The following is a 25,477-nucleotide window of genomic DNA, read 5'->3' on the forward strand; positions in this document are numbered from 1 at the left end:
ACCGACGCTTACTGCACGAGCTTCGCGCGCAGACGCGAGTGCTCTTCCTCGGAAATTGAACCGGACGCTTTCAGCTTGTCGAGCTTGTCGATTTCGTCGGCGACACTGAAGCCCACCACATTGCGCAGATCTTCGCGCACCTGCTTGACCCGCGCCTGATCGCGTTCCGCCATGCCGCGATGCTGCGTGAGCAGATACGCGAAGATGCCGATATACGGCAGGATGATGAGAAAAATCACCCACAGAACCTTGCCCCATCCGGACACGTCATGGCGGCGGAACAGGTCGCTCGACACCGTGATCAACAGCCAGAACCACAGGATAAAGATGAAGATGGAGAAAACGTCGGCCAGAAAATTCGGGAATGTGAAACCATCATTAAAGAAAAGCATTGTTGTTCTCCAGTCATTCCGGTTGCAATTGAAAGGCTTAACGGATTTCGACCTATGGTTGCCCCGCTATGGACGACGCATACGATCAGCACGGCAGCGCCGAAACCTACCATGACCGCATGTCGATTGCGCACGCGCATTCATACTGTATGAAAGACATGCATGAGTTTCAATGGCTCGTTTAAAGCCGCAAACCCGCTGTTCGTCACGTCTTTCATTTGTGCTCCTCACTTCGGGCGCCGCAAATGCATGATGCGGATCTTTTTGTCTTTATAGCTTATCCCGATCGTGTAACGCGAGCAATTTTTAAGGATTCCGTTCGATTGACGATTTCTGGTGGTGTGGCGATCATGCCGCGTGGCATTGAACATGCATATGTGAAAATGATGTCAAAAACCAGCGCTTTGGCCCGCAAAAAAATGCCAAAAGAGGCGTTTGCGATGCATCCATGCAGCCCCTGACCGGCCGGCTATGCGCCTCGTCACGCCGCTGCACGATCAACGACTCGTCATTCGCGATGCAGGTCACCGAGTGCGAAGCCGACTACACATGGCAGGACGACCGAACCACGAGCGCTTCAACAGGTGCCGCGGCTGGATCGGTCACCTCGATCGTCATATGCGTGAGCGCGCTTTTCGCTGCAAACGCATCGAGCCACTGCCGGGCGAGGCGCGGCAACACGTGCTGTTCGATAAAGCCGATCAAAAGACGCGCACCGGTCTCCTGCACGAGGCAGCGCCCGACGATGTAGTCGACCACCTCCGCCGCATAACTCAGCGCGATGCGGTTGTTGTCCGCCATCCGCCGAACGACTCGATCGAGATGCAAACGCACGATCCGCGCGAGCGAATCCGAGCCCAGCGGACGATATGGCACCAGCGTCACGCGTCCGAGGAAGGCGGCCGGAAACGCCTTCAGCAATTCCGTCGAAAGCGCGGAACGCAGACCGTCAAAGTCCGGCGCAAGCATTTCGTCCGCGCATAGGCTCGCGGTCAGATCGGAGCCGACATTGCTGGTCATCAGGATGGTCGTATTGCGGAAATCGATATAGCGACCATCGCCGTCTTCCATGTAGCCCTTGTCCAGCACCTGGTAGAACATTTCGTGCACGTCGCCGTGCGCCTTTTCAATCTCGTCGAGCAACACGACCGAGTACGGACGTCGGCGCACCGCTTCGGTCAGCACGCCGCCATCGCCGTACCCGACGTAGCCAGGCGGCGCGCCCTTGAGTCCCGAGACCGTATGCGCCTCCTGGTACTCGCTCATGTTGATCGTGATGAGGTTCTGCTCGCCGCCATAGAGCGCCTCCGCCAATGCGAGCGCGGTTTCCGTCTTGCCGACGCCGGACGGCCCCGCGAGCAGGAAAACGCCGAGTGGCTTGCGCGGGTCCGCGAGCCCGGCGCGCGCCGTCTGCACGCGCTCGCCGATCTGCTGCAACGCGTCGGGCTGGCCGATCACGCGCGCTGCCAGCGTGGCGGGCAGCACCTGAACGGCGCTGACCTCATCGGTGATCATGCGTCCGACTGGAATACCGGTCCAGTCAGAGACGATGTCGGCGACGATCGCTTCGCCGACTTCCGGGAACACGAATGGCGTATCCGCCTGCAGGTTCGATAACGTCCGCTCCAGCTCGCGCAACGTCTCCAGCGCGGTCGCCGCGCGATCGCGCCCTTCGGCCTCGGGTCCGGCGGCGCGCTCGCTTTCGACCTCGCGCGCGTGCGCCAGCGCCTTCGCCACATCGGACTGGGCCTGCCAGGCGGCTTCGACAACACGTTCCTCGAGCTCGAGCGTCGCGATGGTCGCCTTGACGTCGGCCAGCGCGGCCTCGCTGCCGAGCCCGATGCGCACCTCGTTACCGAGCAGCTCGGCTTCGACGCGCGCGGCTTGCAAGCGCTCGCGTATCCGCTGCAACTCGCGCGGCGGCGCATGCTGCGATAGCGCGACGCGCGCGCAAGCGGTGTCGAGCAGGCTGATCGCCTTGTCCGGCAACTGACGCGACGGGATGTAGCGATGCGACAGTGTCACGGCTGCGCGAATCGCTTCGTCGAGAACCACGACGCCATGATGGCTCGCGAGCGTGCGCGCGAGTCCGCGGACCATATCGATCGCGGACGGCTCCTCGGGCTCGGCGATCTGCAGCACCTGAAAGCGCCGCGTGAGCGCCGGGTCCTTCTCGATGTGCCGCTTGTACTCGGCCCACGTCGTCGCGCCGATCGTGCGCAACGTGCCGCGGGCGAGCGCCGGTTTCAGCAGGTTCGCCGCGTCGCCGGTGCCGGCCTGGCCGCCGGCGCCGACCAGCGTGTGAATCTCATCGACGAACAGCACGACCGGCGCCGACGACTTCGCCGCCTCCTCGAGTACCGACTTCAGCCGGGCCTCGAACTCGCCCTTCATGCTCGCGCCGGCAAGCAGCGCACCGACGTCGAGGCTCAACAGCCGCACGTCGGCAAGTTTCGGCGGGACTTCGCCGGCCGCGATCGCGCGCGCGAGTCCTTCGACCACCGCCGTCTTGCCAACCCCGGCGTCACCGGTCAGCAACGGATTGTTCTGACGCCGGCGCAACAGCACGTCGATCATCGTGCGAATCTCGACTTCGCGCCCAACCACCGGATCGATTTCACCGGCGCGCGCGCGTGCGGTCAGATCCGCGCAAAACTGCGCGAGTGCCGCGCCCTTCACCGATGCAGCGAGCGCACCGGACGCCTCGCCCGGCACCGCCGACGAAAAGTCACTCTGGTCGTACGGGGCGTCCTCCGCTTCGGGGGAGCCGGCAATCCACGCCGGCAACGCATCGTGAAGGCCGTCGACGGCAATCTTGCCGAATTCCGGCGAAATGGCCAGCAGCAAGCGCCGCAACTCAGGCGTCTCGACAAGCGCCGCCATCAGCCATGCGCCGCGGATCCGACCGTCGCCGAATGCCAGCGTCGCGACCACCCACGCGCGCTCGATTGCCGTCTCGACGTGATGCGAAAAATCCGTGAGCGCGCTCGCGCCTGACGGCAGCGCGGCAAGCGCGGTCTGCAGGTCCCGCTCGAGCAGTTCGCGGCTGATGCCGCAGTGTCTGACGATGCGGTGCAGGTCGCTATCAGACTGCGCGAGCAACTGGTGCAGCCAGTGCGCGAGCTCGATATACGGGTTGCCGCGCAGCTTGGAAAACGCCGTTGCGGATTCGATGCTCCTGAAGAGCGTTGCGCCGAGCTTGCCGAACAACGCGTGGCGTGAAATGGACATGATGACGTTGCAGGTAAAGATGTTTGTAGCGGAAAGGCGTGGCCTCGCGTCGGCATCCCGCGCTCCGCGGGCAGGTATCCGAAAAAGCGCGCCGGCCAGACTGATCGAGCGACAAAGGATAGCCGGTCGATCGCTGCGTGTATTTGGGCCGTCGCCCATATTCCGCTCAAGGAGCGCGAAGTAGCATTCATATCTTCCACGCGCCAACCCACATTTTCAGTTGGTGATTTTTTTATTTCTGCGGCGAGAGAGTTTTTACAAATGCGCGCTTTCCAGGCAAATCTCATTCGCCGTTTCATACCGGTCAGGCCATGACTGGATATCACGCACGCTGGGACCATTCGCCCTTCGAAGCAAGCGCGCTCAGGACCTTCGCACGAACGATCCAGTCTTTCCGGCTCGCTCCAACCGTTTCGCGAATCGATCTGTCGGAAATGAGTGAGGCAAGCCAGCGGGCCTTCGTAGGCGAGAACAGTCACGCCGGCGTGGAGTGTTCGCCTCGCGCTAGGCCGAGCACGCATACCGACCTTCAGCCTATGCCCGATTTATTACGGAACCCGCCTCTCGAAATAGCGAATACGTCTGGAGACTTTGTCCAGGCACCACCGTCGAGCGTGAATTCTGCCGCGGACCGGATCGAGCCCGTGCTCATGCAGCCGGACGACTTCAGCGACCTGATCGCACTAGCCGACGAGGACGATAACGATGCGCTGCAGTTGCGGCGCGAACCGAATCCAGCGGAACCCGGCGCACACGACGGCATGGCAAAGCTTCTGACAGCCGACATCGACGCAGCGGACCCGCTCGCCGCGCTCACGCTGGAATATCGTCAAGCGCTGTTGAGCCAGGAGAGCGGCAACGCGCACGAGCCCAAGGCGTCGGCCGAAGATCACGGCGAGTCGATCATCGGCTCACCTCACGATCCGTTCGCCGAGCTTGTCGATCCGTCGCGTGCTGAAGCGTCGGTGTTCGACCTGCTGACGAAGGGGAAGAACATCGACACCCTGCTCGATAGCCTTGACTCGTTCAGTGCCGAGCAGATTTTCGAGGCGGACGAAACGCACGAGATCCTCGCGCTGCTCGCGCCGCGCGGAATTCCCGCGCACCGTGCGAGCAGAACCGCGCAGCTTGCGCGCGAAGAACATCACATGATCAGTATGGACAGCCACATCGCCATGCCTGAATCGATCGAATACGAAGAGCCTGAATTTTCAGATGAAAATAACCGCTGACCTGCCCAAGTCGGACTCGCCAACACTTCGCAGCCTGCTCGACGCGCAGACTTACTGCGAACTCAAGGAGCAAACCATCGACAACCTGCGCAAGCATCCGTCGAACGTGCGCGAACGCTGGCTGTTGTTCGAGCTGTTGTGCCTCGACGGCGAATGGAAACGCGCGTTACAACAGCTGCAAACCTGGGCCACGCTAGAGCCGGAAGGCACATCGCGCGCCCAGATGTATCGCGGGCTGATTCGCAGCGAGATGTTCCGCGCCGAGGTGTTCGCGGGTCAGCGCGCGCCGGGCGAGATCAATCCGCTGCCCGAGTGGGTGAAATCGCTGCTGCAAGCCAACGTCATGCTGGGCGAGGGCAACCTCGCCGCCGCCGACGAACTGCGCGGCGCCGCGTTGAACGCCGCGCCGGCCACGCGCGGCGACAGCACGCAGATCGGCGCATTCGAGTGGCTGACCGATAGCGATAGCCGGCTGGGCCCCGTGTGTGAGCTGACCGTAGCGGGCGGGTATCGCTGGGTGCCGTTCGACTCGATGAAATCGCTGACACTCGGCCCGGTCACCGCGCTGACCGACCTCGTCTGGCGCTCGGCCGTCGTGGGCCTACGCGACGCGACTATCCTGCGCGGCTACCTGCCGGTGCGCTATCCAGGCTCGGAAAGTGGTCCCGCCGCCACCCGGCTCTCGCGCGAAACTACCTGGAAAGACGTAGGGGAAACCGGCGTGATCGCGCTCGGCCAGAAAACCTGGAGCACCGACAAGGGCGACGTCGGCCTGCTCGACATCGGCGAATTGCGGTTCAATCACGACGAGCACGTATGACCACGTCCGACGCGCGACACCGGCAAGCCTACATGCCGTCGCTGATCGACCGCCTGCTCGACGATGCGCCCGCGCGCCACAGCGAGCGGCCGGAGGCCTATGCGCCCAACAGCGAAGGCATGCGCCGCATCATCCAGCGTGATCTCGGCCTGCTGCTCAACACGACGAACCTGGACGACGAAATGGACATCGCGCGCTACCCCATGCTAGCCGCGTCGGTCGTCAATTACGGCATTCCCGCGTTGTCCGGTAGCTACCTCACCAGTCGCAACTGGGAAACCGTCGAGAAGATGGTCCGCAACGCGATCGTTCGCTTCGAGCCGCGGCTGATTCCGGAGTCGCTGCGCATCCGGCCGCTCAATAGCAAGAACCCGGTACGTTACAACCAGCTCGAGTTCGAGATTCATGGCCTCATGCGCTGGTCGCCCTATCCACTGGAATTTCGCATCCAGAGTGCATTCGACATCGAAATGAATCACGTCGCGTTCGAGCTGGGCTCCGGCAAGGGAAGTTGACATGGACCCACGATTTCTCGACTACTACAGCCGCGAACTGACCTACATGCGGGAAATGGCCGGCGAGTTCGCCGCCCAGCACCCGAAAATCGCGCGCCGCCTTGGCATGGAGGGCATCGACGTTGCCGACCCCTACGTTGAGCGGCTCATCGAGGCGTTTTGCTTCATGTCGGCGCGCACGCAGATCAAACTCGACGCCGAATTTCCGCGCTTTACGCAGCGCCTGCTCGAAGTGGTCTATCCGAACTATGTCGCGCCGACGCCGTCGATCGCCGTCGCGCAATTGCGTCCGAGCCTGCGCGAAGGCGATTTCACGAGAGGGCTGAAGGTGCCCCGGCAAAGCATGCTGCGCTCGGCGATCCCGCCCGGCGAGCAAACCGCGTGCGAATTCCGCAGCAGCCAGGACGTCACGCTATGGCCTATCGAGATCGCTGAAGCCCGGCTCAGCGCCGTGCCGCCGGATATCCCCGACACCGATCGCCATCTGTTGCCGCACCTGCAATTGCGCGGCGCGTTACGGCTGCGCCTGCGCACAACAGGCGAAGTGAAGTTCAACCAGATGACAGACTTCGACCGGCTGCCCATTTACATCGGTGGCGACGAACGTATCGCTTCGCATCTGTTCGAGCTGATCCACGCCGGTAGCGTCGCCTCCGTCGTGCGCGCGTACGGCGCGTCGAGAGACGAAGGGCACGTGGTCGCGAAAACACCGGTCGAATTTGAAGGTCTGCAAGCGCAACAGGGTCTGCTGCCGCTCACGTGGAATACGTTTCACGGCCACAACCTGCTTCAGGAATACTTCGCATGCCGCCAGCGCTTCTATTTCTTTGCGCTGACGCAGCTCGCGGCGGGTCTCGCGCGCGTGGACAGCAAGGAGGCCGAGGTCGTGCTGCTGCTCGACCGCCTGCCGGAAGAGCTGGCCGCGCACGTCGACGCAGCGCGTTTCCTGCTGTTCTGTACGCCGGTCATCAACCTGTTTCGCAAGCGCACCGACCGCGTCGAAATCAATCGCGCGCAAACCGATTTTCATCTGCTCGCCGACCGCACCCGGCCGCTCGACTACGAGATTTTTTCGGTATCGCGCGTATTCGGTCAGCGCGCGCAAACATCGCTCGAAGTCGAGTTCAATCCGCTTTATCAGACGCTGCATAGCGACGTGGGCAACCACGGCCGCTATTTTTCGGTGCGCCGTGAGCAGCGCGCGCTGTCGGCCAATGCACGCAAGTACGGCACCCGTACGCCGTATATCGGGACCGAGGTCTACGTGTCGCTCGTCGATCAGGCGGAGGCGCCGTACGCTGACGACATCCGCTACCTGTCGGTCGAAGCGTGGGTCACGAACCGTGACCTGCCGCGCCTGATTCCGCGTAACGGCAAAACCGACCTCACGATGTCGGACTCCGTGCCGATCGAGGGCGTGCGCCTCGTGCATGCACCGAGCGCGCCGCGCGCGCCGTACGCGAGCGGTGAAACGGCGTGGCGTCTGATCAGGCAGCTGAGCTTCAACTACATGCCGCTCGCCGAACTCGACCACGGCGACGGCGGCCAGGCGCTGCGCAACATGCTCGGCCTCTTCATCGCCCCAGGCGAGCGCGAACAGGCACGGCAGATCGAGGCACTCGTCGGCGCACGCACTGAACCGGTGGTCCGGCGTCTGCCGGGCGACGGACTACTCGTGTATGGGCGTGGCGTGCGCTGCGAACTGACGGTCGACGAAACCGGCTTCTCAGGCGTCAGCCCGTATCTGCTCGGCCTCGTGCTCGAGCATTACCTCGCGCGCCACGTCTCGATCAACGTGTTCACCGAAACCGAACTTCGTTCGATGCAACGTGGCCTGATCACCCAATGGCGGCCACGCATGGGCGGCCGCGGAGCGGTATGAGCATGGATGGGGCAATGGCGAGCGCCGTCGCGCCAACGCGATCATCGCTCGATCCGCAATCGCTCGACGCGTGGTTCGATCCGGACACGCCGTGGCAGTCCGGCTTCCTGAGCCTGCTGCGGGCTATCGCCGCGCGCGACCCGCTGATGCCGTTGCCGGGCACCGCGAGTCTGCCGCAAGAAGAGCCGTTCCGGATCGGTCAGCAACCCACTCTGGCGTTTGCGCCACGCGAAATCGCGTCGCTCGGCATGCGAGACGGTCGCCTCGACGTGCGGCTGTTCGGGCTCGGCCTGTGGGGGCCGCAGGGGCCGCTGCCGCTGCATATGACGGAGCTGGCTCACAGTCGTGTGGAAAGCCACCAGGATCATGCGCTCGTCGGGCTGGTCGATCTGTTCCATCACCGCGCGCTGTCGCAGTTTTATCGCGCGTGGGCATCGGGGCAAGCCACCGCGTCGCTCGACCGTGCCGGCGACGAAACGTTTTCGTTCTACGTCGCCAGTCTGATCGGCGTCGACCCGGCCGAGGCGGAGCAGTCCTGTCTGCCCACGCACTCGCGCTACAGCGCGGCGGCGCACCTCGTGCGCGAGGCGCGAACTCCGCACGGCATCGCGGCGACGCTCTCGCATTACTTCGGTGTTCCGATGACGATCGAAGAATTCGTGCCGCACTGGATCCATCTGTGCGCATCGGAACATACGAGGCTCGGGGTGCCGGGGCCCGCGGCGATCATCGGTGAATGCGCACAGCTGGGCGAGGCAATTCCCGACCGGCAACACAAGTTCCGGCTCGTCGTGGGTCCGCTCGACCTCGATCAGTATTTGCGCCTCACGCCGCACGGCGAGGACTTGCCGACGTTCGTCGAATGGGTGCGAGCCTTCGTCGGCCACGAATACGCGTGGGAGGTCAAGCTGCTCGTCAACCCCCGCGCGGCGCCACCCGCCTGCATCGGCACGTCGCAGAGACTCGGCTACTCGACGTGGCTCGGTGATTCCCTCGACGACCTGCCGGTCGTCGGCATGGTTTTCGAACCTGAACAGTACAACGACCGACCCCGGAGTTCCCTCGCATGAACGCCAACACTCCCGCCGTCGTGCTGCGCTACGCCGATCTGCTCGAACCGGTCTCCGCACACGCGCCTTGCGGTCCCGATCTCGAATACGATCCGGCCTTCGTGATGCTGCAGGCGGCCGCGGCCCCACGCGCCGAAGCGCAGTACGGCGACTTCGTCGACGTGCCGCCAACGGCCAATTGGGCCGACATTGAACGCGACTGCCGCGCGCTGCTGCTGCGGACAAAAGACATCCGCCTCGCGGTGATCCTGCTGCGTTGCCGAACCGCGGCTCGACGGCGCGGCTGGCCTGCGCGACGGACTGGCATTGCTGATGGCGATGCTCGAATGCTATGGCGAAGCGCTCCACCCGCTGCCCGTGTTCGAAGGCGAGCGAGACCCGGCGATGTTCGCCAACGCGATCGGTGGACTCGTCGAACCGGATGGCCCGCTGGCCGATGCGCGCGACATCCCGATGCCGAGGGCCGCGGGACTTCAACTGCATTTGCGCGATATCGAAAAATCATTCGCGACGCCGCGCCAGAAGGACGCGCTCGCCCCTGAATCCGTCGCCCGGTTGCTCAAGGAATTGTGGGGCCGACGCGACGCGGCAATGGCCGCACTAGTCGAAGCGCAGTGTCTGACGCAGCGCATTGCCGCATGGTGCGATGAGATGCTCGACGCCGACGCGCCCGATCTCGGCGCGTTGTCCCGAGCGCTGGAGCCATTCGCGCAGCATCGGGTGGGCGGCGGCGGGTCCGCGCCAGCGCCCGCCCGAGCCGTCAACGAGCAGGACAACGACAGCGTGCGTGGATCGGCGTCGGCGATCGTGGCTACGGCGACGCTACCGCAGTCCGACGCGCCGACCGATCTGCCAATCACTGCGCCTTCTCCAATGGATCGCTGGAGCGCGCTCGCAGCCATTCAGGAAACACGCATGTGGTTCGAGCAAAACGAACCGAGCAGTCCTGTCATTGTTTTGCTGCGCCAATCGGAACGAATGGTGGGCAAACGGTTTTCAGAACTCGCCCATATCATTCCCGCCGATTTACTCGCTAAATGGGACGTAGCCGACAGTTGAGGCGACGTGCGCGCATGTGCGACTTTCCCCGCTGTCAGCCCATTCAGTCCGCCGGTCAACCAACAACTTCCAATGAAAAGACTCATTCATTTTCTTATCCTGGTTTGCTTCGCGATACCCCATTTCGCGTTCGCCACCTGCATCCAGTTGAAGCCTTCGCAAATTTCCGAACTGCTGTCTCAAGGCTACATCGCGGGACAACCATTAGCGGTCAACATACCGTTCCGGGAAAGCTCGGTATCGATCGATCCGGCGTTACCGGTCGGCTCAGTGATCGCCACGGGCTTGTCGCCGGCGTACGCGACCTATGCGAACTTCGCGGCCTGCACCGACGGGGGCACGATATCAATGCAGTATTCCAACGCAACGCCGTCCGTTGTATTGGGGGCTACCGTCTATAACACGAACGTCCCAGGCATCGGCTTTCGTTTGACCTATCTTCGTGCAACCGGCGTGAACTCGCCACTTCCGTTTACGTCGTCCTATCCCGCGGGCGACCCCAATCAGGTTATCTATGCGCGCTTCGGCATTGGCTCGCAATTCGAGATCGAACTGGTCAAAACGGGCGACATCGCAAGCAACGTCAACGTGATACTCAACACCGTGGGAGCCGGCTTCGCCGAGGGTGACGGCACTCGGGTCGTGACCATCACGGGCGGCAGCATCAACGTCAAGGTTCTTCCAAGTTGCTCGGTCAATACCAGCACACTGAACATCGATTTCGGCACGTTCGGCCCAAGCGATGTGTCGACCACAAGCGGGCCAACCCAGCCAGTCGACTTTACGGTGCTCTGCACCGGGCCCACGCCACCGGCTTCGATTACTGCCGTACTTTCCGGAACCCCCGATACAGAAGATAGCAGCCTGTTGAAGAACATCGGCGCGACGCATCTCGCGATTCGTTTGCGGGATGTTTCAACCAACACAATCTTCAGGCCCAACGATCCGACGAGCACCCTCGTCCACACACCGCAGGGCGCGATGCAATCGCCGTTTGCACTCGAGGCGACGGTGCTGCGCGTCGGAACAGCAACGCCGAGCGCAGGCAGGATCCAGGCAACCGCAACAGTCACGATGACCATTCTTTGAATCGACTATTCAACGACGAAGGTCCACCAGAATCAACGCGCATGACCCAGTTATCCGTCACACCGCCGAACTCGATCTTCGTGCAAATCGCGAGTTATCGCGACCCGCAGTTGATCCCCACCCTGCTGGATTTGATCCAGAAAGCTAGAAAACCTGATCTACTACGGATCATCGTCTGCTGGCAGCATGCGCACGACGAGACGATGATCCAATTCTGGCAGCAAGGCTTTGGCAATTGGCGAACCGAGCAGACCGACAGTTGGACCATCCAACATCTCAGTCATCGTGAAGCGAAAATCGAATTGATCGACGTGCCCCACATGATGACGCAGGGCGCATGCTGGGCTCGCAATCTGGTCCAACAGCGATACGGCGGCGAGCGCTACACGCTGCAACTCGATTCGCACCACCGCTTCGTCGACGCATGGGACACGCTCGCAATCGAGATGCTGGAGTCTTTACGCGATGCAAGTCCGAAACCCGTGCTGACCGCCTACCTTCCGATGTACGACCCCGAGAACGACGACGCTCGATCCAGCGACGAGCCGGGGATATTGGCCTATGCAAGGTTTTCCAGGGAAGGGGTGGTCCTGTTTCGCTTGAAGACACTCTCCGACTGGAGAACGCGCATTCGCCCGGTCCGTTCGCGCTTCTTCAGCGCGCACTTCGCATTTGCCGACGGTCACTTTGCCCAGGCGGTCCAGCACGATCCTGACTATTTCTTTCACGGCGAGGAGATTTCGCTTGCCGTCCGTGCGTTCACCCACGGCTATGACCTGTACAGTCCGCACAGGCTGATCGGTTGGCACGAATATCTGCGCTCATACCGCGTCAAGATGTGGAACGACCACAATCACGAGGCCAAGGAACGGGGTGAAATCGACGAGCCCTGGCACGAGCGCAACGAGCGCTCGTTGCAGCGCAATCGTGCTCTGCTCGGTATCGACGGAGAAACGGTGGCTGACGTTGAGTTCGGCAAGTATGGACTCGGAGCGGAACGCACGCTCGCCGATTACGAAGCCTACGCGGGCATCGGCTTCAAGTGGCGCGGTGTCCAGCAGTCGGTATTGAATGATGTTCCACCAGTCGGGGGCACGCAACGTCCCGACGAAGCGACATGGAAAGCTTCTCTGCTACGCGCAAACGACGTCCGTGTGTGCGTACATCAGAATGGATTCGACAGGCATCTGGTCACGCCCGGCGTCGAGCACGCGCTGCGGGCCGCGACGTCAGTCACCGTCGTGATTTACGGCAACGACGAGACGGTACTGCGCCGCGAGACCGTCGACGGCAGCGGTCTTTCCCGATACCGGAAAAACGGCTGGCTCGACTTCCATGTGATTTTCGAATCAGAACTTGGCCAGCTCCCAGCCTGCTACGTCGTGGAGTTGTTCGACGACGCCGGCAAGGTATTGAGCCGGGTCCGGTGCGCCATCGATGCATGACGCATCCGCAACGACGACGCACGGAAACGCCTCCGGCGTCGCGCGGCCGACAGGACTGCACCACGTCAGCGGATTCGGCGCGTAGCGATACGGACTGGCTCCGCCTTCGCCGTTGCGATCGGGGCTGATGTAGCGGCCCGCGTGAGGATCATAAAAACGCGCACCGTTGTAGTACAGCGTGGTTTCATCGTCCGCGTATTGGCCGGCATAACGAAGCGGCTGCGCAAACGCGTCGCTGCTTGGCCACTCCGGCGTCACGAGACTGCCCCACGCCCGGTAACGCCCGCGCCATGCCACCTGGCCGGTCTCATCCGTGAGCGCGACGGCCGTACCGGCGACGTCAGTGTGATAGTGATAGACCTGCGTGTTCTTGATCGCGCCATCATCGGTGAGGGTCTGGTCCACGCAAGCGAGCGGCGCGAAGCCGGTTGAGCGGTCGGGCTCGGGTTGATACAGGTACGTGCGCAGTTCCATCGCGCGCTGCTGCTGGATCAGTCTGTGTCCTTGCCACAAATAGCGCGTGACCTCGTCCTGTTCCGGCGTCGATGACTGCTGCGCGCGCCGTGACGAAGCGGGTTCGACACGCCTGCCGATACGCCGACCGATCGCGTCATACTGATAGCGCACGGTATAGCCCTTGCGATGCGCGGCGATGACGTGCCCCTCCGCATCCCAATCGAGCGTTAGCGTATGGTTGCGGCCACGCCTACGCACCAATTGCCCCCACACATCATAGTCATAACGATGTCCGCGGCATTCCCGTAACCGGTGGTCGGGATACGCGGCCGGGAACCAGCTGCCGCCAGGCGTATCGAGCAGATTGCCAGCGGCGTCCCACGTGAAATACTCGATGTCCCCCTTCTCCGACACCGAGCGCAACAGACAGCCACGCCGGTCGTAGTCGTACCACGTCTGACCGTCGGCCTCGGCGCCCGTTCTGACGATCACGTCAGCGAGACTGTAATCGGCTTCGCGCCACAATCCGGCGACAGGTTCTGTCGCGCAGCCCGGCGTATCCACGTCGCGCCCCGTCACCGAACGCCACCACACCGGCAAGCCGAGCGGCGAATAGCCCGTATGCGTGCGCAAACGGCCTTGCGTGCGCGCAACCGGACGCCTCATCGCGTCATACCAGAAGCGCGCAATCTGTCGATCGTCCAGTTCGACGAACGCGACAGCGCCAGTTTCGAAGCGACGCATACGCAACTCCTGCCCCTGTGGCAGCTGAATCGCGACAAGGCGGCCAACGACGTCGTACGTGTAGCGCAGTGTGCCGTTTGCGCCGTGCTCGGCGATCAGACGGTCACCGGCGTCGTGTTCGAAGCGGATCTCATCCGCTCCGATTCCGAGTAGCTCGCCTTCTCGTGTTGGCTCGCGGCTCACGCAGTCGAGCAATCCGCGCGGCCCGTAGCGATACATATAGCGGTTGTGCGCGGTCTCACGCCGGATCAGACGGCCCGCGCGGTCGTAGTCGAACGTTTCGCGACGCTGTTGCGCGCCCGCCTGCCACGTGAGACAACGGACCTGCCCGGTATTCGCATAGTCGAAGTTGCGTTCCACGCCATCGGCATCCGTGATCGACAGGCAACTGCTCGCATTCCACCGAAGCAACTGCACCGCGCCGTTCGCGCTTTCGATTCGAACCGGGCGCCCATGCGCATCGTATCGACGCACGATCACGTGCCCCTCTTCGTCAACCGCGCGTACGACATTGCCGCGCCGGTCTCGATACCAGTGCCGGCTTCGGTCACTCGGGCCGACGAACGACGTCCGCTGGCCAGCCGCATTCCACACATGACGCTCGGCCTGTCCGTCCGGACGCGTGATGGTCAACGGTCGGCCGAGCCCATCGCGCTCGATTCGCGTGACCGCGCCGAGCGCGTCGGTCACACTGACTACGTAACCATTGACGTCATACTCGTAATCCGTCGTGCTTCCGCCAACTCCGGTGCGACGTGTCACCTGCCCCCACGCGTTATGCGCGAAGGTCGTGGCGACCCCCTGCGCATCCGTCGAGCACACGACATCGCCATCGTCACCATATTCGAAACGCGTGAATTCTCCAGACGGGGTTTGATAGTGCAACGGCTGCAAGCGATCGTTGCGTGCCCACATCCACACACGGCCATCGCTCAACGCGACTGACACGGGCTCGCGTGACGCAAACGCATACTGCGTCGAGCGGGTTGCGCCCTGGAGATCCGTCTCACACGCGACGCGTCCGAGCCCGTCGTATTCGACGTGAACCACCCGCTCGCCGGGCAGTTGCATGGTGAGCGGCGCGACGGCGTCGCCGTAGTCGAACCGGTAGCGCCGGTCGTCGAAGTCTGTGTGCGACAGCACGCGGCCCTGCTCGTCGTATTGCCAATGCGCCCTGTTGCCGAAGACGTCGCTGACCTCACTGGTCCGGCTATCGAAGTCGTAGGCGAAGCGCTCACGCGCGCCTTCTGACGTGACTCGTCGAATCACCCGCGCGGCGCCGCCGATCGTCTGCCACACATAGCGTGTCGCCATTCCGAGCGCGTCTGCTTCTTCGACGATCCGCCCATCGCGGTATGCAAAGCGACGCACGATTTCGCCGACCCGGTTGCGTACCTCGGTGAGTTCGCCGCGCTGGCTGTAGCCGTACTGGACCAGCGCGCCGGTGGGACCGCCGTCGACACACTCGACAGCGCTCAGACGCGCGCCCATCCGCGCTTCGTAGTGCATGCGCAGCTCGTGGCCGCAGGTTCCACGCATGCGCAGCAAGCGCCCACCGGCGTCCCAGATCAGGCCGATCCGCTGCTGACGAAGATCCTCGACGTATTTGAGCCGTGCGATTCCGTTCGCGTCGAAGTCGCCGAACACGCGGTAATGCGGCGTCAGATCCGCGACGACGAGGCGTCCGTCGCTCAGATGCGCGATGTGCAACTGCGCAGCCGACGCAATCACCTGCGACCCGCGCTCGGGAAACGGCACGCTGAGCGTGCTGCCGTATTCGTCGGTGTAGAGCAGTCGATCGTCCCGCTTGTGCAGCGTGACTTCCCAACTCGTGCGCCAACCGACGCCGAGCAGCCCGAGCGCGTGCTGCTCGCTCGAATAACAACGCGACCATACGAGCGGAAGACGGCCTCGCAGCCTGAAGTCGGTTTCGTCGGTAGGTAGGCAGATTTTGCTGCCGCTGATTACCTCGACCGAGCCGCACAGAATGCCCGACAGCGCACGACGCGTCCGAAAGCGGTCGACGACGTCGCCGAGCCGCTCACAGCGATCGAGCAACGGTCCGACACTGGCGAGGGGCAATACGACGCCGGGCAAGCCGACCAGCTCGCCGCCGATTCCCGCGACTCCCGTCGTCACATGGCCCCCATCGTCATCATGAACCGATGCGCACGTCTGGCGAGCCAGCGGAACACGGCGCGCCACACGAAACCTTGCCGCCAACCAATGCCGCCGGCACGTTGTTGATCAACACCGTACCCGAACCCGCGACCACAGCTTGCGAGCACGGGTGCAGCGCGCAAACGGCAGAGCTCATACCGACGAGCGCCGCAGGCAATCGATTGATGAAGACCGTCGGGGAACCCGAGACGATCGAACCGCCATGTCCGATCGCATCGCCTTTGCGAGCCGCTGGAAACATGATCGATTTTCTCCTCATGGAAACTGAACGTCCGTGCAGGGCGATGTGCGAAGGCATTCGCCGTCTGCACGGTATTGCGAAATACGCTGTTATATGTCAATGCCGGTTTTCGGCGGCTCTTCGGACGGCGGCGGCTCCTCCGACGGTGCCGGCTCTTCCGATGGCGCCGGCTCTTCCGATGGCGGCGGCTCTTCCGACGGCCGTGGTTCTTCCGTCGGCAGCGGATCTATCGTCGGAAGCGGCTCGTCCGATGGAGGTGGCGGAATAACTGGAACGTCCAGCGCATCGAGCACCACTACAGGAACTGGCACCGTCACTGCGCTGCCGCATACCTTGTCACCGGGGTTAAGGTCCAGCGGCGTGCCTTGCACCACGACACGGGTGTCACCCTGGATGCGGATCGACTTACCAATGAGCTTGATCTCGCCATGCTTGTTCATGGTCAGCGACGACTTGCCGCACACGATAGACAGCGCCCCCCCGGCCGACAGCGAATAGGCTCCGCCTACCGCGTGCGTCGACGCGCCACCAACCGTGACCGTACGTGCACCGCCCACCGTCAGAAGGGAGGCACCCCCAACCGCGGTTTCCTCCGCCCCGCCAATCGAGACAAAGTGTGCAAGACTCACGGAATAGAAGGAAACACCCTTCACCCTTACCGAGTACTTGCCGCCGACGATCGTGCTGGACGTCGCCCCGACGGTCATGCTGTGCGCCGCGGCCACGCCGATCGTGTAGTCGGCACCGACGACGTGTGACTCATTCAGCTTCGTCAGGCGGTTCATGTCCCGTTCCGCCTGCAACGTGAATTCCTCGGCACCCGCCTTGTCCTCGAAGCGGATGCTGTTGTAGTTCTGCAGGCCCCCTTCCATCGACCGGCTCATGAAACCGCTCTGCGTCGCGTTGCCTGGCAAGTCATAGGGCGGACGCGTCGCCGCGTTGTACAGGCTCCCGGTGATCAGCGGACGATCCGGGTCGCCGTTCCAGAAGTCGACGATGACTTCCTGGCCGATGCGCGGAATGTAGATACCACCGAAACCCTGACCGGCCCACGCCTGGCTCACACGGACCCAGCAGGAGTCGGTTTCGACGTTTTGGCCGTAACGGTCCCAGACGAAGCGGACCTTCACGCGGCCGAATTCGTCGGTCCACAGTTCCTTGCCCTCGGGACCCACGACGACAGCCGACTGCGGCCCGTTGACGACCGGCTTCGAGGTCTCCCGCGGCAGTCTGAACACTTCGCTTGTCGGTTGCACGTCGAACTTGTTGCTGCAGGTGTATTCGTAGCCGCTACCCGATTCGTCCGGCGTACCGGTCAGGTCGAGCTTTGTACCGATGACGAGGTATTCGCAGTTCGCGGCCGTATAGTCGTAGTTGGTCAACACGAACGTCTGCCCGCACGCGAGTCCCCGCACGTTACCTTCGCCCTTCGCTCGCGTACCCGGCGCGCGCAGTGCTTCCATGCGCGTACGCGCCAGCAGTTCACCGTGGCTGCTGTCGGTGTAGTCGCCCGGCCAGTCGTAGCGCTCGAGCAGGTTCCAGCTGGTGTCGCGCGGTTGCTGATTGATCGCCCGCATGTCGGCGCGCGAACGCGTGAAGTCGAAGTCGCTCGTCACGTAGTGACCGGTGCACAAGACTTCGGCCGTCGAAAACGCGCTGATGTATTCGGTGTCGGTCTTGCCGCCCTGCGGTTGGAACGCCAGTGTCCGGTATGACGGGTTCGGCGAGTGGCGGTGCGCGCCAATGTGATCGCACAGCACGAGCCGGTGCTTGCCGTCGGCATGCTCGAAAAACCAGTAGATGCCCCACTCTTCCATCAGGCGATGAATGAAGTCGTAATCGGTCTCGCCGTACTGGACCTGGAACGCGCGCGGTTCGTTGGTCGGACTCTCACCCTCGAGCGCATAGCGGCTCACGTCGAGGCGCTTTTCGACCGGGTACGGATAGTCCTTCAGCACCTCGTCGATGATCTCGATGACCGTCCTGTTCTGGAAAATCTTGTAGTCGGTCGTCAGGGTCGCCAGCCACAGCCACGGCTTCAGCACGACACGATAGACGTTGTAGCGGCCTTCCCGACGCAGGTATTGCGCGGCGACGACGAGTCCGGTGATTTCGCGCTGACATGCTTCGGTGTCGGCGCTCGGCTGGAGGTCGATCGCGACGGTCATTTCCTTGCCTAGCAGCGCCTTCAGGTCGAGGTTGGCACTGACGGCAAGCGGTACCGTGTAATCGTCAGGCGTGCGCAACAGCAGTTCGTACTCAAACAGCTTGCCGAGATGCTCGTCGCCGTTCAATGACATGAACTCCAGCGCCGGCTGCGTCTGTCCGTCCGCGGTCTGCCCCGGCCACCGCGGTATCGCCGCGCTGGATACGGTCACTGAGCGGCTTTGCACACTTATCGCGTTCAAGGGATTACTTGACATGCACTCCTCTAAATTCTCTATATCGAAAAGACGCTACTGTTCGTCGGCGAATGCGGAGCCTGACGACGCGTCCGCTCCCCTTCCCATCGCGCTTCCGCTACCGGGACAACGAAAATCGTGCAGCAACGCCGTGAGTTGCGGTCCTGACTGTCCGCCCGATGTCAGTTCGATGACCGCGTGCCGGTCGTCGAAATTGAAGTCCACCGCCGAGCGGCTCGACGACAACGTCGACGTCACGCGGCCCCGGTCGATCAGACGGAACAGCGCCCACGGACCTTCGGTCATGACGGTCGACGTGTCCGGACGCACGCGCGGATTCGCGGTGAGGCCGGCCATCGAACCGCCGCGCGGCCCCGGCCAGGTGATCGGGGACGTCGTGACCGGACCATGCGCATAGCGCAGGTTTTGCCCGTCGACGTCGATGAGCAGATCGGTAATCTCGGGGTCCAGCGACACGACCTTGAGGCCCGCGTTCCACGACATCCGGGTCGCGCCGGGATCGCGGAAAAATGTCTGACGGATCGCCGCGGCGCGCTCGAACGGTTCGAGGCCCGGTCCCTGCATGGGCGGCATGCCGGGGCTGACCGGCTTATAGCGCCATGGCCGCATGCTCGTATCGACGCGGCTGGCGAGCGTCTTGTGGAAGAAGTCGTCGAGCAGGCCGCCGGCCGCGAACACGCGATTGAAATCGTCGATGTCGACTTCCTGGGCGCTCGCGGCAAACGGATATTTGCCTTCGACAGCACGGCGGCATTGCGCGCCAACGCTCGATTCGACCTGCATCGTGAGCAGGGAGCCGACATTGCGGTCCACCTTGCGCATCGACTGCGACGCGAGGCCCACGAGCACGGCCCGAAACGGCGGCGGAAGCTTCTGCGCCTCGAGCTGCATCGTGGAGCCGAGGTCATCCGTGGGCGGCATGCTGTTGGTGGCGAGCACGTCGCCGGCCGTCATCAATCGCGTGTACTGCTCGTTGATCAGCCCGATGACGCCGCCCAGCTGCAGCACGCCGCTGCCGCCAGGCAGCGCGCTCCCGCTATCGGCCTGGCCGGTCACGACTTCGCGCAGCGCGGCAAAGCGTCTGTCGACCAGTTCACGTTCCATCTTCTGTTGCGCGAGCTGACCGATCGTGGCGGTTGCGGCCACGGCGCTCGCTGCGCGCGCCGCCTGCGAGCGACGCATGATCACGTTGATGGCACTACCGGCGGCAGACGGCTCGTCCGCGCCATCAACGATCGACAGCGACGTCTCGCGCGCGGCCGTTCGCGCGAGTCTCGCCAGCGGCGAATCCGGCGCAGCCAGCGTACGCAGCGTCTGCAGATCGGGCGCCAGGGTGCCTTCGCTGCCGGACACCGGTCTCACGTCGTCGAGAAACTGGCTCCAGTAATTGCCATAGTCGGTCAGGTATTGGCGACGGATATCGTCGGCGAGCCTGTCCTTGCGCGGTGCGTTGCCGTTTGCCATCCGCCGCCGCCGCGCCGATGCATCGGCCTCGCCCATCACCCAAGCGTCCTGTTTTCGCGCCTGCTCGAGAAAATCAGGGAGGCGCTTGTTAAAAACGGCGTGATAGCCGTCGTAGGTATAGAGACCGGGGATACCTCGCGCGAGCGTCGAACCGCCGGCCAGCATGAACACGGTAGTGGCCTGCGGACCCGCGGCGCTCAGCAGCGTGACGTTCTCGGGCGCCTCGGGAGCCATCGCGTTCATCGCACGTTCGTAGAGCCGTCCGGACGCCGGATTGCGGCCAAGGAACTCGCGCGCGCGGCGCACGAGCTGTGCATTCACCGGTCTTGCCGGCACCGCGGGCACCCCGTCCACGATCAGCGCATCGAGGTGACGCGCCATCACGTTGCGCTCGCCGAGCGATGCGACGCTGTTGGCGTGTTCCCAGTCGCCGAGCACCCATGCCTTGATCGCTTTCGCGTCGTAGTACGAGCCATCGAACAGCATCAGGTAGACCATCAGCGTGCGATAAACGCCGTCCGCGTCCTGTACGCCGATTTGCGTATCGAGCACCGTTTCGAGCCGGCCGACGACTTGCGGCAGCAGCATCTGTTTCAGCAGATTGTTGTAAGTCTCGCCGGCCGCGGCGCGGATGGCGGGCACCGTGTAGAGCCCGTAGTGCCATGCGACACCGGGACTGTCGAGGTCCATGCCGTCGAACTGAGGCAGCTCACGCGACGCCGACAGAAGCGTCCCCATCGTCCCGGGCTGCGGCGCCTTCCGTTGCGACAAGACCCGCGCGGCGAGCGCATTGGCCTTGCCATCGATCGCGGCGAGATACTCGCGGTTGTTGCCGAAGCTCACGACGAGCGCACCAATCAGCCACACCGCCACGACGATCGCGAGCAGATGTCCGATAAGACGCAACGCGCGGAAGCGGACTTCCCAGTACAGGTTCGGCCGCACCAGATGCGCTTCGGCCAGGATCACGCGCTGAAACAGATTGCGCAAGAAATAGCCGCGATAGCCGGTAGGCGTCGCGTCGCCGGACGACGGCGAGACCGTTTTCGGCGCGGCACCAAACAAACCCGCGAGCCCGCGACGCAGCCGCTGCAAGAGCGTGGAGCTGTCGGCGGACACGGCCTCGTGAGTTTGCGCCGCGCTCGTGAAATAGACGCCGCGCAGCGTGCTGTTCAACTGCGTGTCGTCGTATTTCGAATCGAGAAACACCAGCGCGAGCAATTCATTGAGTTCCGCGCACAGGCTACGAAATTCTGACGGCAGCGCATAAAGTTTCTTGCGCAGATCGACCTCGTACACCTCTTGCAGCCTCGTGTTGACGCCGTCTTCGAGTCCCTGCTCCAGCTCACGCATTTCGGCCGCGCAGTTCAGGCGCAGTGTGTCGCGGCCGTGTTCTTCCGCCGCTTCCTGATAAGGCAGTGTGAAGCCGAAAATCTGCGCGCGGCTTTCCGCCGTCAACGACTGGAAATACTCCCCGAAGCCGGGCAGCAGATCGAGCTTCGTAACGAGCACGTAGACGGGGAATCGAATCCCCAACTGCTGGCGCAACTCGCCGAGCCGAGCGCGCATGGACGCGGCGAGCGCCTTTCGTTCGGGCGCTGGGCGCGTCAACAACTCTTCGACCGAAACGACCAGCAACGCACCGTTGATCGGCGCGCGCGGGCGCCGCTTGCGAAGCAGCCCCAGAAGGCCGCGCCACTCGGCCTCGTTCTCGCTCTTCAGGTCTTCCGGATCGACGTCAACCTTCGCGGCGTCTTGCGACGTTGCGTCCTGAACCGTATAGCGGCCAGCGGTGTCGATCAGCACCGCTTCGTTCGCGAACCACCAGTCGCAGTTCGCCGTTTCGACGCGGCTTCTCAGCGACGCCGCGACCATCTGATCCGCCTCCGGAAAATCCAGACCCGAGTTCAGGACCAACGTCGTCTTGCCGGCGCCTGGCGAGCCCACCACCATGTACCACGAGAGTTCGTACAGATAGCGCTGGCTTTCGAGCAGACGACGCAGCCCTGCCGGTCCGCCGCGCATGCGTTTGAGCTTGTCGATGGCCTTCGCGACGACCGCGTGAAGCGCGCGGATTTCGTCTCGTGCGACAGGGCTCGCGGCCGACTTCTTCGTGAACGGGTTCAGAACGCGCTGCAGCAGCACGTCATCGCTGCGCACTGCCCGCCACAGACGATACAGCCCATAGATCGCGTAGCAGGCAAGCAGCACCGAGATCAGCAGCACGCGGGACCATGTGGTGCCGAGTGGATGCGTTTGGCCGAACGCGAGTATCGGTCCGAAATACCAGAGCGCGAGACACAGCAACGCGACGCCGATGACGCCAGGCGACCAGCCGAGCAGCCAGAACAGCAGCAGCAATAACAGCACGACGATCGACAGCGTGCGCGAGAGCACGCTCTCGAGTGGGCGGTAGTCGCCAAATGCAATCAGAGGTCCCACGAACCAGACGGCCACAGCCGTCACGAGGATCGCGGCGAGCACCAGCGTCTGGCGCGTGAGCACAAGTTTCGATAAGCGGTTCAAATAAGACATCAAGGCTTTCCCGTTAATGCGTGACGAAGACTTCCACGCGTCGATTGCGGGAACGACCTTCCGCTGTACTGTTGTCCGCGACAGGTTGTGTATCGCCCTTGCCGACAGCCTCGATGCGATTGCCGGGCATGCCGTGCGCCTTCAATACGTCGGCGACGAACGCGGCGCGCTTTTCCGATAGCACCAGGTTGTCAGGAAACTCCGCCGTATGAATCGGCTGGTTGTCGGTGTGCCCGGTCACCGTGACATTGCCGCCGACCCGGACGACCTCCTGCGCGACCTTGGTCAACACCGGATCCAGTTCCGGTCGAATGCGGCTTTGCCCCGGCAGGAACACGTAGTCGCCACGGAACACGACCCGGCTGCTGCTCGCGTTCTCTTCGACGGAGACCTGGCCGCGAGCGATCTCGTCTTTCAGCAAAATCGACAGGCGCAAGCGCTCGTGAACGACCGGAGCCGCGACCTTGATCGGCTCTCCGATCGCGAGAATCTTCGCTTCCAGCGCATTGCTTTGCGCCAGAAGCCGATACTTGTACCAGGCGAACAGCGAGAACACACATAGCGCAGCGACGCCCGCCGTCGCCCAGACCGGCACGCTTTTCAGCAGCCGCATCCTGCCCGGCTCCTCGCCGCGCCAGTGCGGCGACAGTTCGAGCCGCATCGTGTCCCGCGTGCCGCTGATAAGCGTCAGCATCCGCTGCCGGATCTGCTCCAGATGACGTGGACCGTCCGCGGCAACGCTGTAGCGTCCTTCGAATCCAAGGCTGAGAATGCGATACAACACCTCGAGGACGTCGAGGTACTCCTGGGGATCCGTTGCCATGCGGCCGATCAGCAGGAAGAACTTCTCGCCGCCGTCCACTTCTCCTTCGAACTTGAGCAGCAGCCCCCCCGCGGCCCAAATTCCGCCGCTCCCCCAACGCGTGCGATTGGCGGCTTCGTCGAGCGCGGTGCACAGCGCGTAGCGGACAGCCGCTACGTGCTTCCACGGCAAACTCGCTTTGTCGCAGACCTTCTGGAATGCGGCGACCTCGCGCACCAGCAGCGAGCGCAAGCTCGCGACCGCAGCCAACGAATCGAGCGAAGCCGGCATGTCCGCCAGCATGCGCAACAAAGGCTGCGCGGCTTCACACAACGGATTGCGCGCAGCCTTCATGCGCTCCAGACGCGTCTGCACTTGTTCCGGCGGATCGAACGCGGCCGCATCGACCACCGGTTCCTGATTGGCGACGCCCGCGGTTGTGGGACGTCCAGCGGGAACGGCAGACGGCTGGCTCCGGCCAGAAGCAGAGTTGTCGGGGTTCAACAGAAACTCGAACGCGTCGTCCCCGTATGCACCGGTACTCATTTTTGACGCACGCCCCACAGCTCAAGCTTGAGTTCCGGGAAGTGCCCGGCGACATGCATGGCAAGCCCTCCGTGCCGCGCAATCTGTTCCCAGAACGGTCCGGTACGCGACAGTTCGAAATAGATAAAGCCCGAGTTGAACGGAATCTGGCGCGGAGGAACCGGCAGCGCCGCTACTGCCAGACCCGGCAGGTGCGAACGGATCAATTCCGGCAAGCGCTGCGGATGACTGATCTTCGTTTGGGCAAGAAACTGCTGCTGCAGCAATTCGGAAGGCATCTGCGCGCCCACGGCGAGCACGAGGCTCGAATAGCCGGCCAATTCGTTCGGCAGCATGGCGGCCGTACGGATGCCATGCGCCTGCTCCGTAAGCGGAATGGGCTGCGCACCACGAATCAACACCTGGTTCAACAGATAGTGAACCTCCTCGACGAGGGGCCTGATACTGCGGTAGAGCTGCGCATGGTCATAGCCCGGCGCCGCCCGCGGACGCCGCGTTTGCGGACGCACGAAGGTCGAAAGCTCGCCCGCGAAAAGCGCGAGCTCGCGATACAGGGTCACCGGCGCGGTCTCCTCGAGTTGGCAAAAATGCTCGAGCAGCGGCTCATAGCGATTGAGCACCTGGAGCAGCAGATAGTCGGCCACTTCGGCCGCCGCGCCCGTACGGCCATCAGCACCTGACAGACGGGCGGCGAGCGCGTCGGCGCGTAGTCGCGCGAGGCCGTGCAGCTGCATCGCCCATTCCCGCAGCAGTGGATTCGCGCCGTAACCGGTCACGGGCGGAATGTGGTCGGCGCTGTGCAGCGACACGGCGCCGTCGGCGTGCAGCGCCTTCACGCGCGTCAGCGCAAGCCCGATCCACGACTGCGTCAGCTCTTTCTCGGGCAACAGCCGCAAGCGCAGATTCGAGAGTTGGACGGGCTTCGGACCTTGGCCGATCGCGTTGCTGTCGCGCAGTTCGGCGTCGTACGCATGGTAACGGGCCAGCGATCCGCTCTGCTCGGTGAAGGCGGTTTCCTCGGTGTTAGGCAAGCGAAGCGGGACCGCCAGGTAAATCACCTGCTCCTGATGTTCCGGTCCGATCGTCAGTGGGGGCGGGGGCAGCGTCAGGCCAGGCACCTCGAACGGTGTGCCGTCTGGAAATACGCCGAGCCCGCTCTTGAACACCAGCTTGCCGAACGCGAGCGATTCCTGATCGATTTCATAACGGCTGAAGCCCCAGAAAAACGGGCTCAGCGGCGCGCTCCGGCGATGCGCGAACGACTCGAAATACCGCTCCTGCTGCTGAAACAATTGCGGGCGCAGGAAGAGTCCTTCGCTCCAAACAACTTTGCTATACCAACTCATCGAA

At 63.2% G+C, this 25,477-nt stretch carries 16 protein-coding genes and 1 pseudogene; 9 read left to right on the forward strand and 8 right to left on the reverse strand.

Annotated elements, in window-relative coordinates:
- Positions 1–8: 8 nt before the first annotated feature.
- Positions 9–392 (reverse strand): SHOCT domain-containing protein, encoded by a 384-nt coding sequence (locus tag OKW30_RS02490; RefSeq protein WP_429345864.1) that lies wholly within the window; start codon positions 390–392, stop codon positions 9–11.
- Positions 393–637: 245 nt separating this feature from the next.
- Here OKW30_RS02490 and OKW30_RS02495 point away from each other — a divergent pair, with 245 nt between their 5' ends.
- Positions 638–853 (forward strand): hypothetical protein, encoded by a 216-nt coding sequence (locus OKW30_RS02495; protein WP_187616464.1) that lies wholly within the window; start codon positions 638–640, stop codon positions 851–853.
- 82 nt (positions 854–935) lie between these two features.
- Here the strand turns inward: OKW30_RS02495 and tssH are convergent, their stop codons facing one another.
- Complete coding sequence (gene tssH, locus OKW30_RS02500) at positions 936–3,623, reverse strand: type VI secretion system ATPase TssH (RefSeq protein WP_429345865.1); 2,688 nt, start codon at positions 3,621–3,623, stop codon at positions 936–938.
- Positions 3,624–4,237: 614 nt separating this feature from the next.
- On the opposite strand from tssH, the gene OKW30_RS02505 reads away from it, so the two are divergent.
- The 8 genes and pseudogenes from OKW30_RS02505 to OKW30_RS02540 all read left to right on the forward strand — a co-directional run bounded on the left by OKW30_RS02505 (position 4,238) and on the right by OKW30_RS02540 (position 12,735).
- Entirely contained in the window at positions 4,238–4,855 is a 618-nt protein-coding gene (locus OKW30_RS02505) for a TagK domain-containing protein (protein WP_429345866.1), read from the forward strand.
- Complete coding sequence (locus OKW30_RS02510) at positions 4,839–5,675, forward strand: type VI secretion system accessory protein TagJ (RefSeq protein WP_429345867.1); 837 nt, start codon at positions 4,839–4,841, stop codon at positions 5,673–5,675. The genes OKW30_RS02505 and OKW30_RS02510 overlap by 17 nt, the downstream gene beginning before the upstream one ends.
- Positions 5,672–6,190, forward strand: coding sequence for a type VI secretion system baseplate subunit TssE (gene tssE / locus OKW30_RS02515; protein WP_429345868.1), 519 nt, complete (start codon positions 5,672–5,674; stop codon positions 6,188–6,190). The genes OKW30_RS02510 and tssE overlap by 4 nt, the downstream gene beginning before the upstream one ends.
- Before the next feature lies 1 nt (position 6,191).
- Complete coding sequence (gene tssF, locus OKW30_RS02520; RefSeq protein WP_429345869.1) at positions 6,192–8,072, forward strand: type VI secretion system baseplate subunit TssF; 1,881 nt, start codon at positions 6,192–6,194, stop codon at positions 8,070–8,072.
- Positions 8,073–8,074: 2 nt separating this feature from the next.
- A complete protein-coding gene (tssG, locus tag OKW30_RS02525) occupies positions 8,075–9,142 on the forward strand; it encodes a type VI secretion system baseplate subunit TssG (protein ID WP_090811834.1) in 1,068 nt (355 codons plus the stop codon).
- Positions 9,139–10,201: pseudogene (locus tag OKW30_RS02530) on the forward strand (ImpA family type VI secretion system protein). The gene tssG and the pseudogene OKW30_RS02530 overlap by 4 nt, the downstream one beginning before the upstream one ends.
- A gap of 72 nt (positions 10,202–10,273) precedes the next feature.
- A complete protein-coding gene (locus OKW30_RS02535) occupies positions 10,274–11,290 on the forward strand; it encodes a fimbrial protein (RefSeq protein WP_429345870.1) in 1,017 nt (338 codons plus the stop codon).
- A gap of 41 nt (positions 11,291–11,331) precedes the next feature.
- Positions 11,332–12,735: a GlcNAc-transferase family protein gene (locus OKW30_RS02540; RefSeq protein WP_429345871.1), complete on the forward strand. Its 1,404-nt coding sequence runs from the start codon at positions 11,332–11,334 to the stop codon at positions 12,733–12,735.
- Here OKW30_RS02540 and OKW30_RS02545 read toward each other — a convergent pair.
- From OKW30_RS02545 to tssK, 6 genes are all read right to left on the reverse strand, one after another.
- A complete protein-coding gene (locus OKW30_RS02545; RefSeq protein WP_429345872.1) occupies positions 12,640–16,074 on the reverse strand; it encodes an RHS repeat-associated core domain-containing protein in 3,435 nt (1,144 codons plus the stop codon). The two genes, OKW30_RS02540 and OKW30_RS02545, sit on opposite strands and share 96 nt — an antisense overlap.
- Positions 16,075–16,090: 16 nt before the next feature.
- Positions 16,091–16,357, reverse strand: coding sequence for a PAAR domain-containing protein (locus OKW30_RS02550; protein ID WP_090810707.1), 267 nt, complete (start codon positions 16,355–16,357; stop codon positions 16,091–16,093).
- Between the two features lie 89 nt (positions 16,358–16,446).
- Positions 16,447–18,780 carry a type VI secretion system Vgr family protein gene (locus OKW30_RS02555; protein ID WP_429345873.1) on the reverse strand — a complete coding sequence of 778 codons (2,334 nt, stop codon included), beginning with the start codon at positions 18,778–18,780 and terminating at the stop codon, positions 16,447–16,449.
- A gap of 33 nt (positions 18,781–18,813) precedes the next feature.
- The gene (gene tssM, locus OKW30_RS02560) at positions 18,814–22,779 is read right to left on the reverse strand and encodes a type VI secretion system membrane subunit TssM (RefSeq protein WP_429345874.1); all 3,966 of its coding nucleotides are present in this window, start codon (positions 22,777–22,779) and stop codon (positions 18,814–18,816) included.
- 13 nt (positions 22,780–22,792) lie between these two features.
- Entirely contained in the window at positions 22,793–24,127 is a 1,335-nt protein-coding gene (gene tssL, locus OKW30_RS02565; RefSeq protein ID WP_184068168.1) for a type VI secretion system protein TssL, long form, read from the reverse strand.
- Positions 24,124–25,473, reverse strand: coding sequence for a type VI secretion system baseplate subunit TssK (gene tssK / locus OKW30_RS02570; protein ID WP_184068171.1), 1,350 nt, complete (start codon positions 25,471–25,473; stop codon positions 24,124–24,126). The genes tssL and tssK overlap by 4 nt, the downstream gene beginning before the upstream one ends.
- Between the last annotated feature and the right edge of the window lie 4 nt (positions 25,474–25,477).

Origin of the sequence: Paraburkholderia sp. Clong3, from assembly GCF_050436485.1 — a bacterium.
Classification (GTDB): domain Bacteria; phylum Pseudomonadota; class Gammaproteobacteria; order Burkholderiales; family Burkholderiaceae; genus Paraburkholderia; species Paraburkholderia tuberum.

Bases quoted from the DNA above. Each gene is read 5' to 3' on its own strand.
- tssH (WP_429345865.1), bottom strand. From the start codon at position 3,623: ATGTCCATTTCACGCCACGCGTTGTTCGGCAAGCTCGGCGCAACGCTC.
- tssE (WP_429345868.1), top strand. From the start codon at position 5,672: ATGACCACGTCCGACGCGCGACACCGGCAAGCCTACATGCCGTCGCTG.
- tssK (WP_184068171.1), bottom strand. From the start codon at position 25,473: ATGAGTTGGTATAGCAAAGTTGTTTGGAGCGAAGGACTCTTCCTGCGC.
- tssG (WP_090811834.1), top strand. From the start codon at position 8,075: ATGGATGGGGCAATGGCGAGCGCCGTCGCGCCAACGCGATCATCGCTC.
- OKW30_RS02555 (WP_429345873.1), bottom strand. From the start codon at position 18,780: ATGTCAAGTAATCCCTTGAACGCGATAAGTGTGCAAAGCCGCTCAGTG.
- OKW30_RS02550 (WP_090810707.1), bottom strand. From the start codon at position 16,357: ATGTTTCCAGCGGCTCGCAAAGGCGATGCGATCGGACATGGCGGTTCG.
- tssF (WP_429345869.1), top strand. From the start codon at position 6,192: ATGGACCCACGATTTCTCGACTACTACAGCCGCGAACTGACCTACATG.
- OKW30_RS02510 (WP_429345867.1), top strand. From the start codon at position 4,839: ATGAAAATAACCGCTGACCTGCCCAAGTCGGACTCGCCAACACTTCGC.
- OKW30_RS02540 (WP_429345871.1), top strand. From the start codon at position 11,332: ATGACCCAGTTATCCGTCACACCGCCGAACTCGATCTTCGTGCAAATC.
- tssM (WP_429345874.1), bottom strand. From the start codon at position 22,779: ATGTCTTATTTGAACCGCTTATCGAAACTTGTGCTCACGCGCCAGACG.
- OKW30_RS02490 (WP_429345864.1), bottom strand. From the start codon at position 392: ATGCTTTTCTTTAATGATGGTTTCACATTCCCGAATTTTCTGGCCGAC.
- OKW30_RS02495 (WP_187616464.1), top strand. From the start codon at position 638: ATGCATGATGCGGATCTTTTTGTCTTTATAGCTTATCCCGATCGTGTA.
- tssL (WP_184068168.1), bottom strand. From the start codon at position 24,127: ATGAGTACCGGTGCATACGGGGACGACGCGTTCGAGTTTCTGTTGAAC.
- OKW30_RS02535 (WP_429345870.1), top strand. From the start codon at position 10,274: ATGAAAAGACTCATTCATTTTCTTATCCTGGTTTGCTTCGCGATACCC.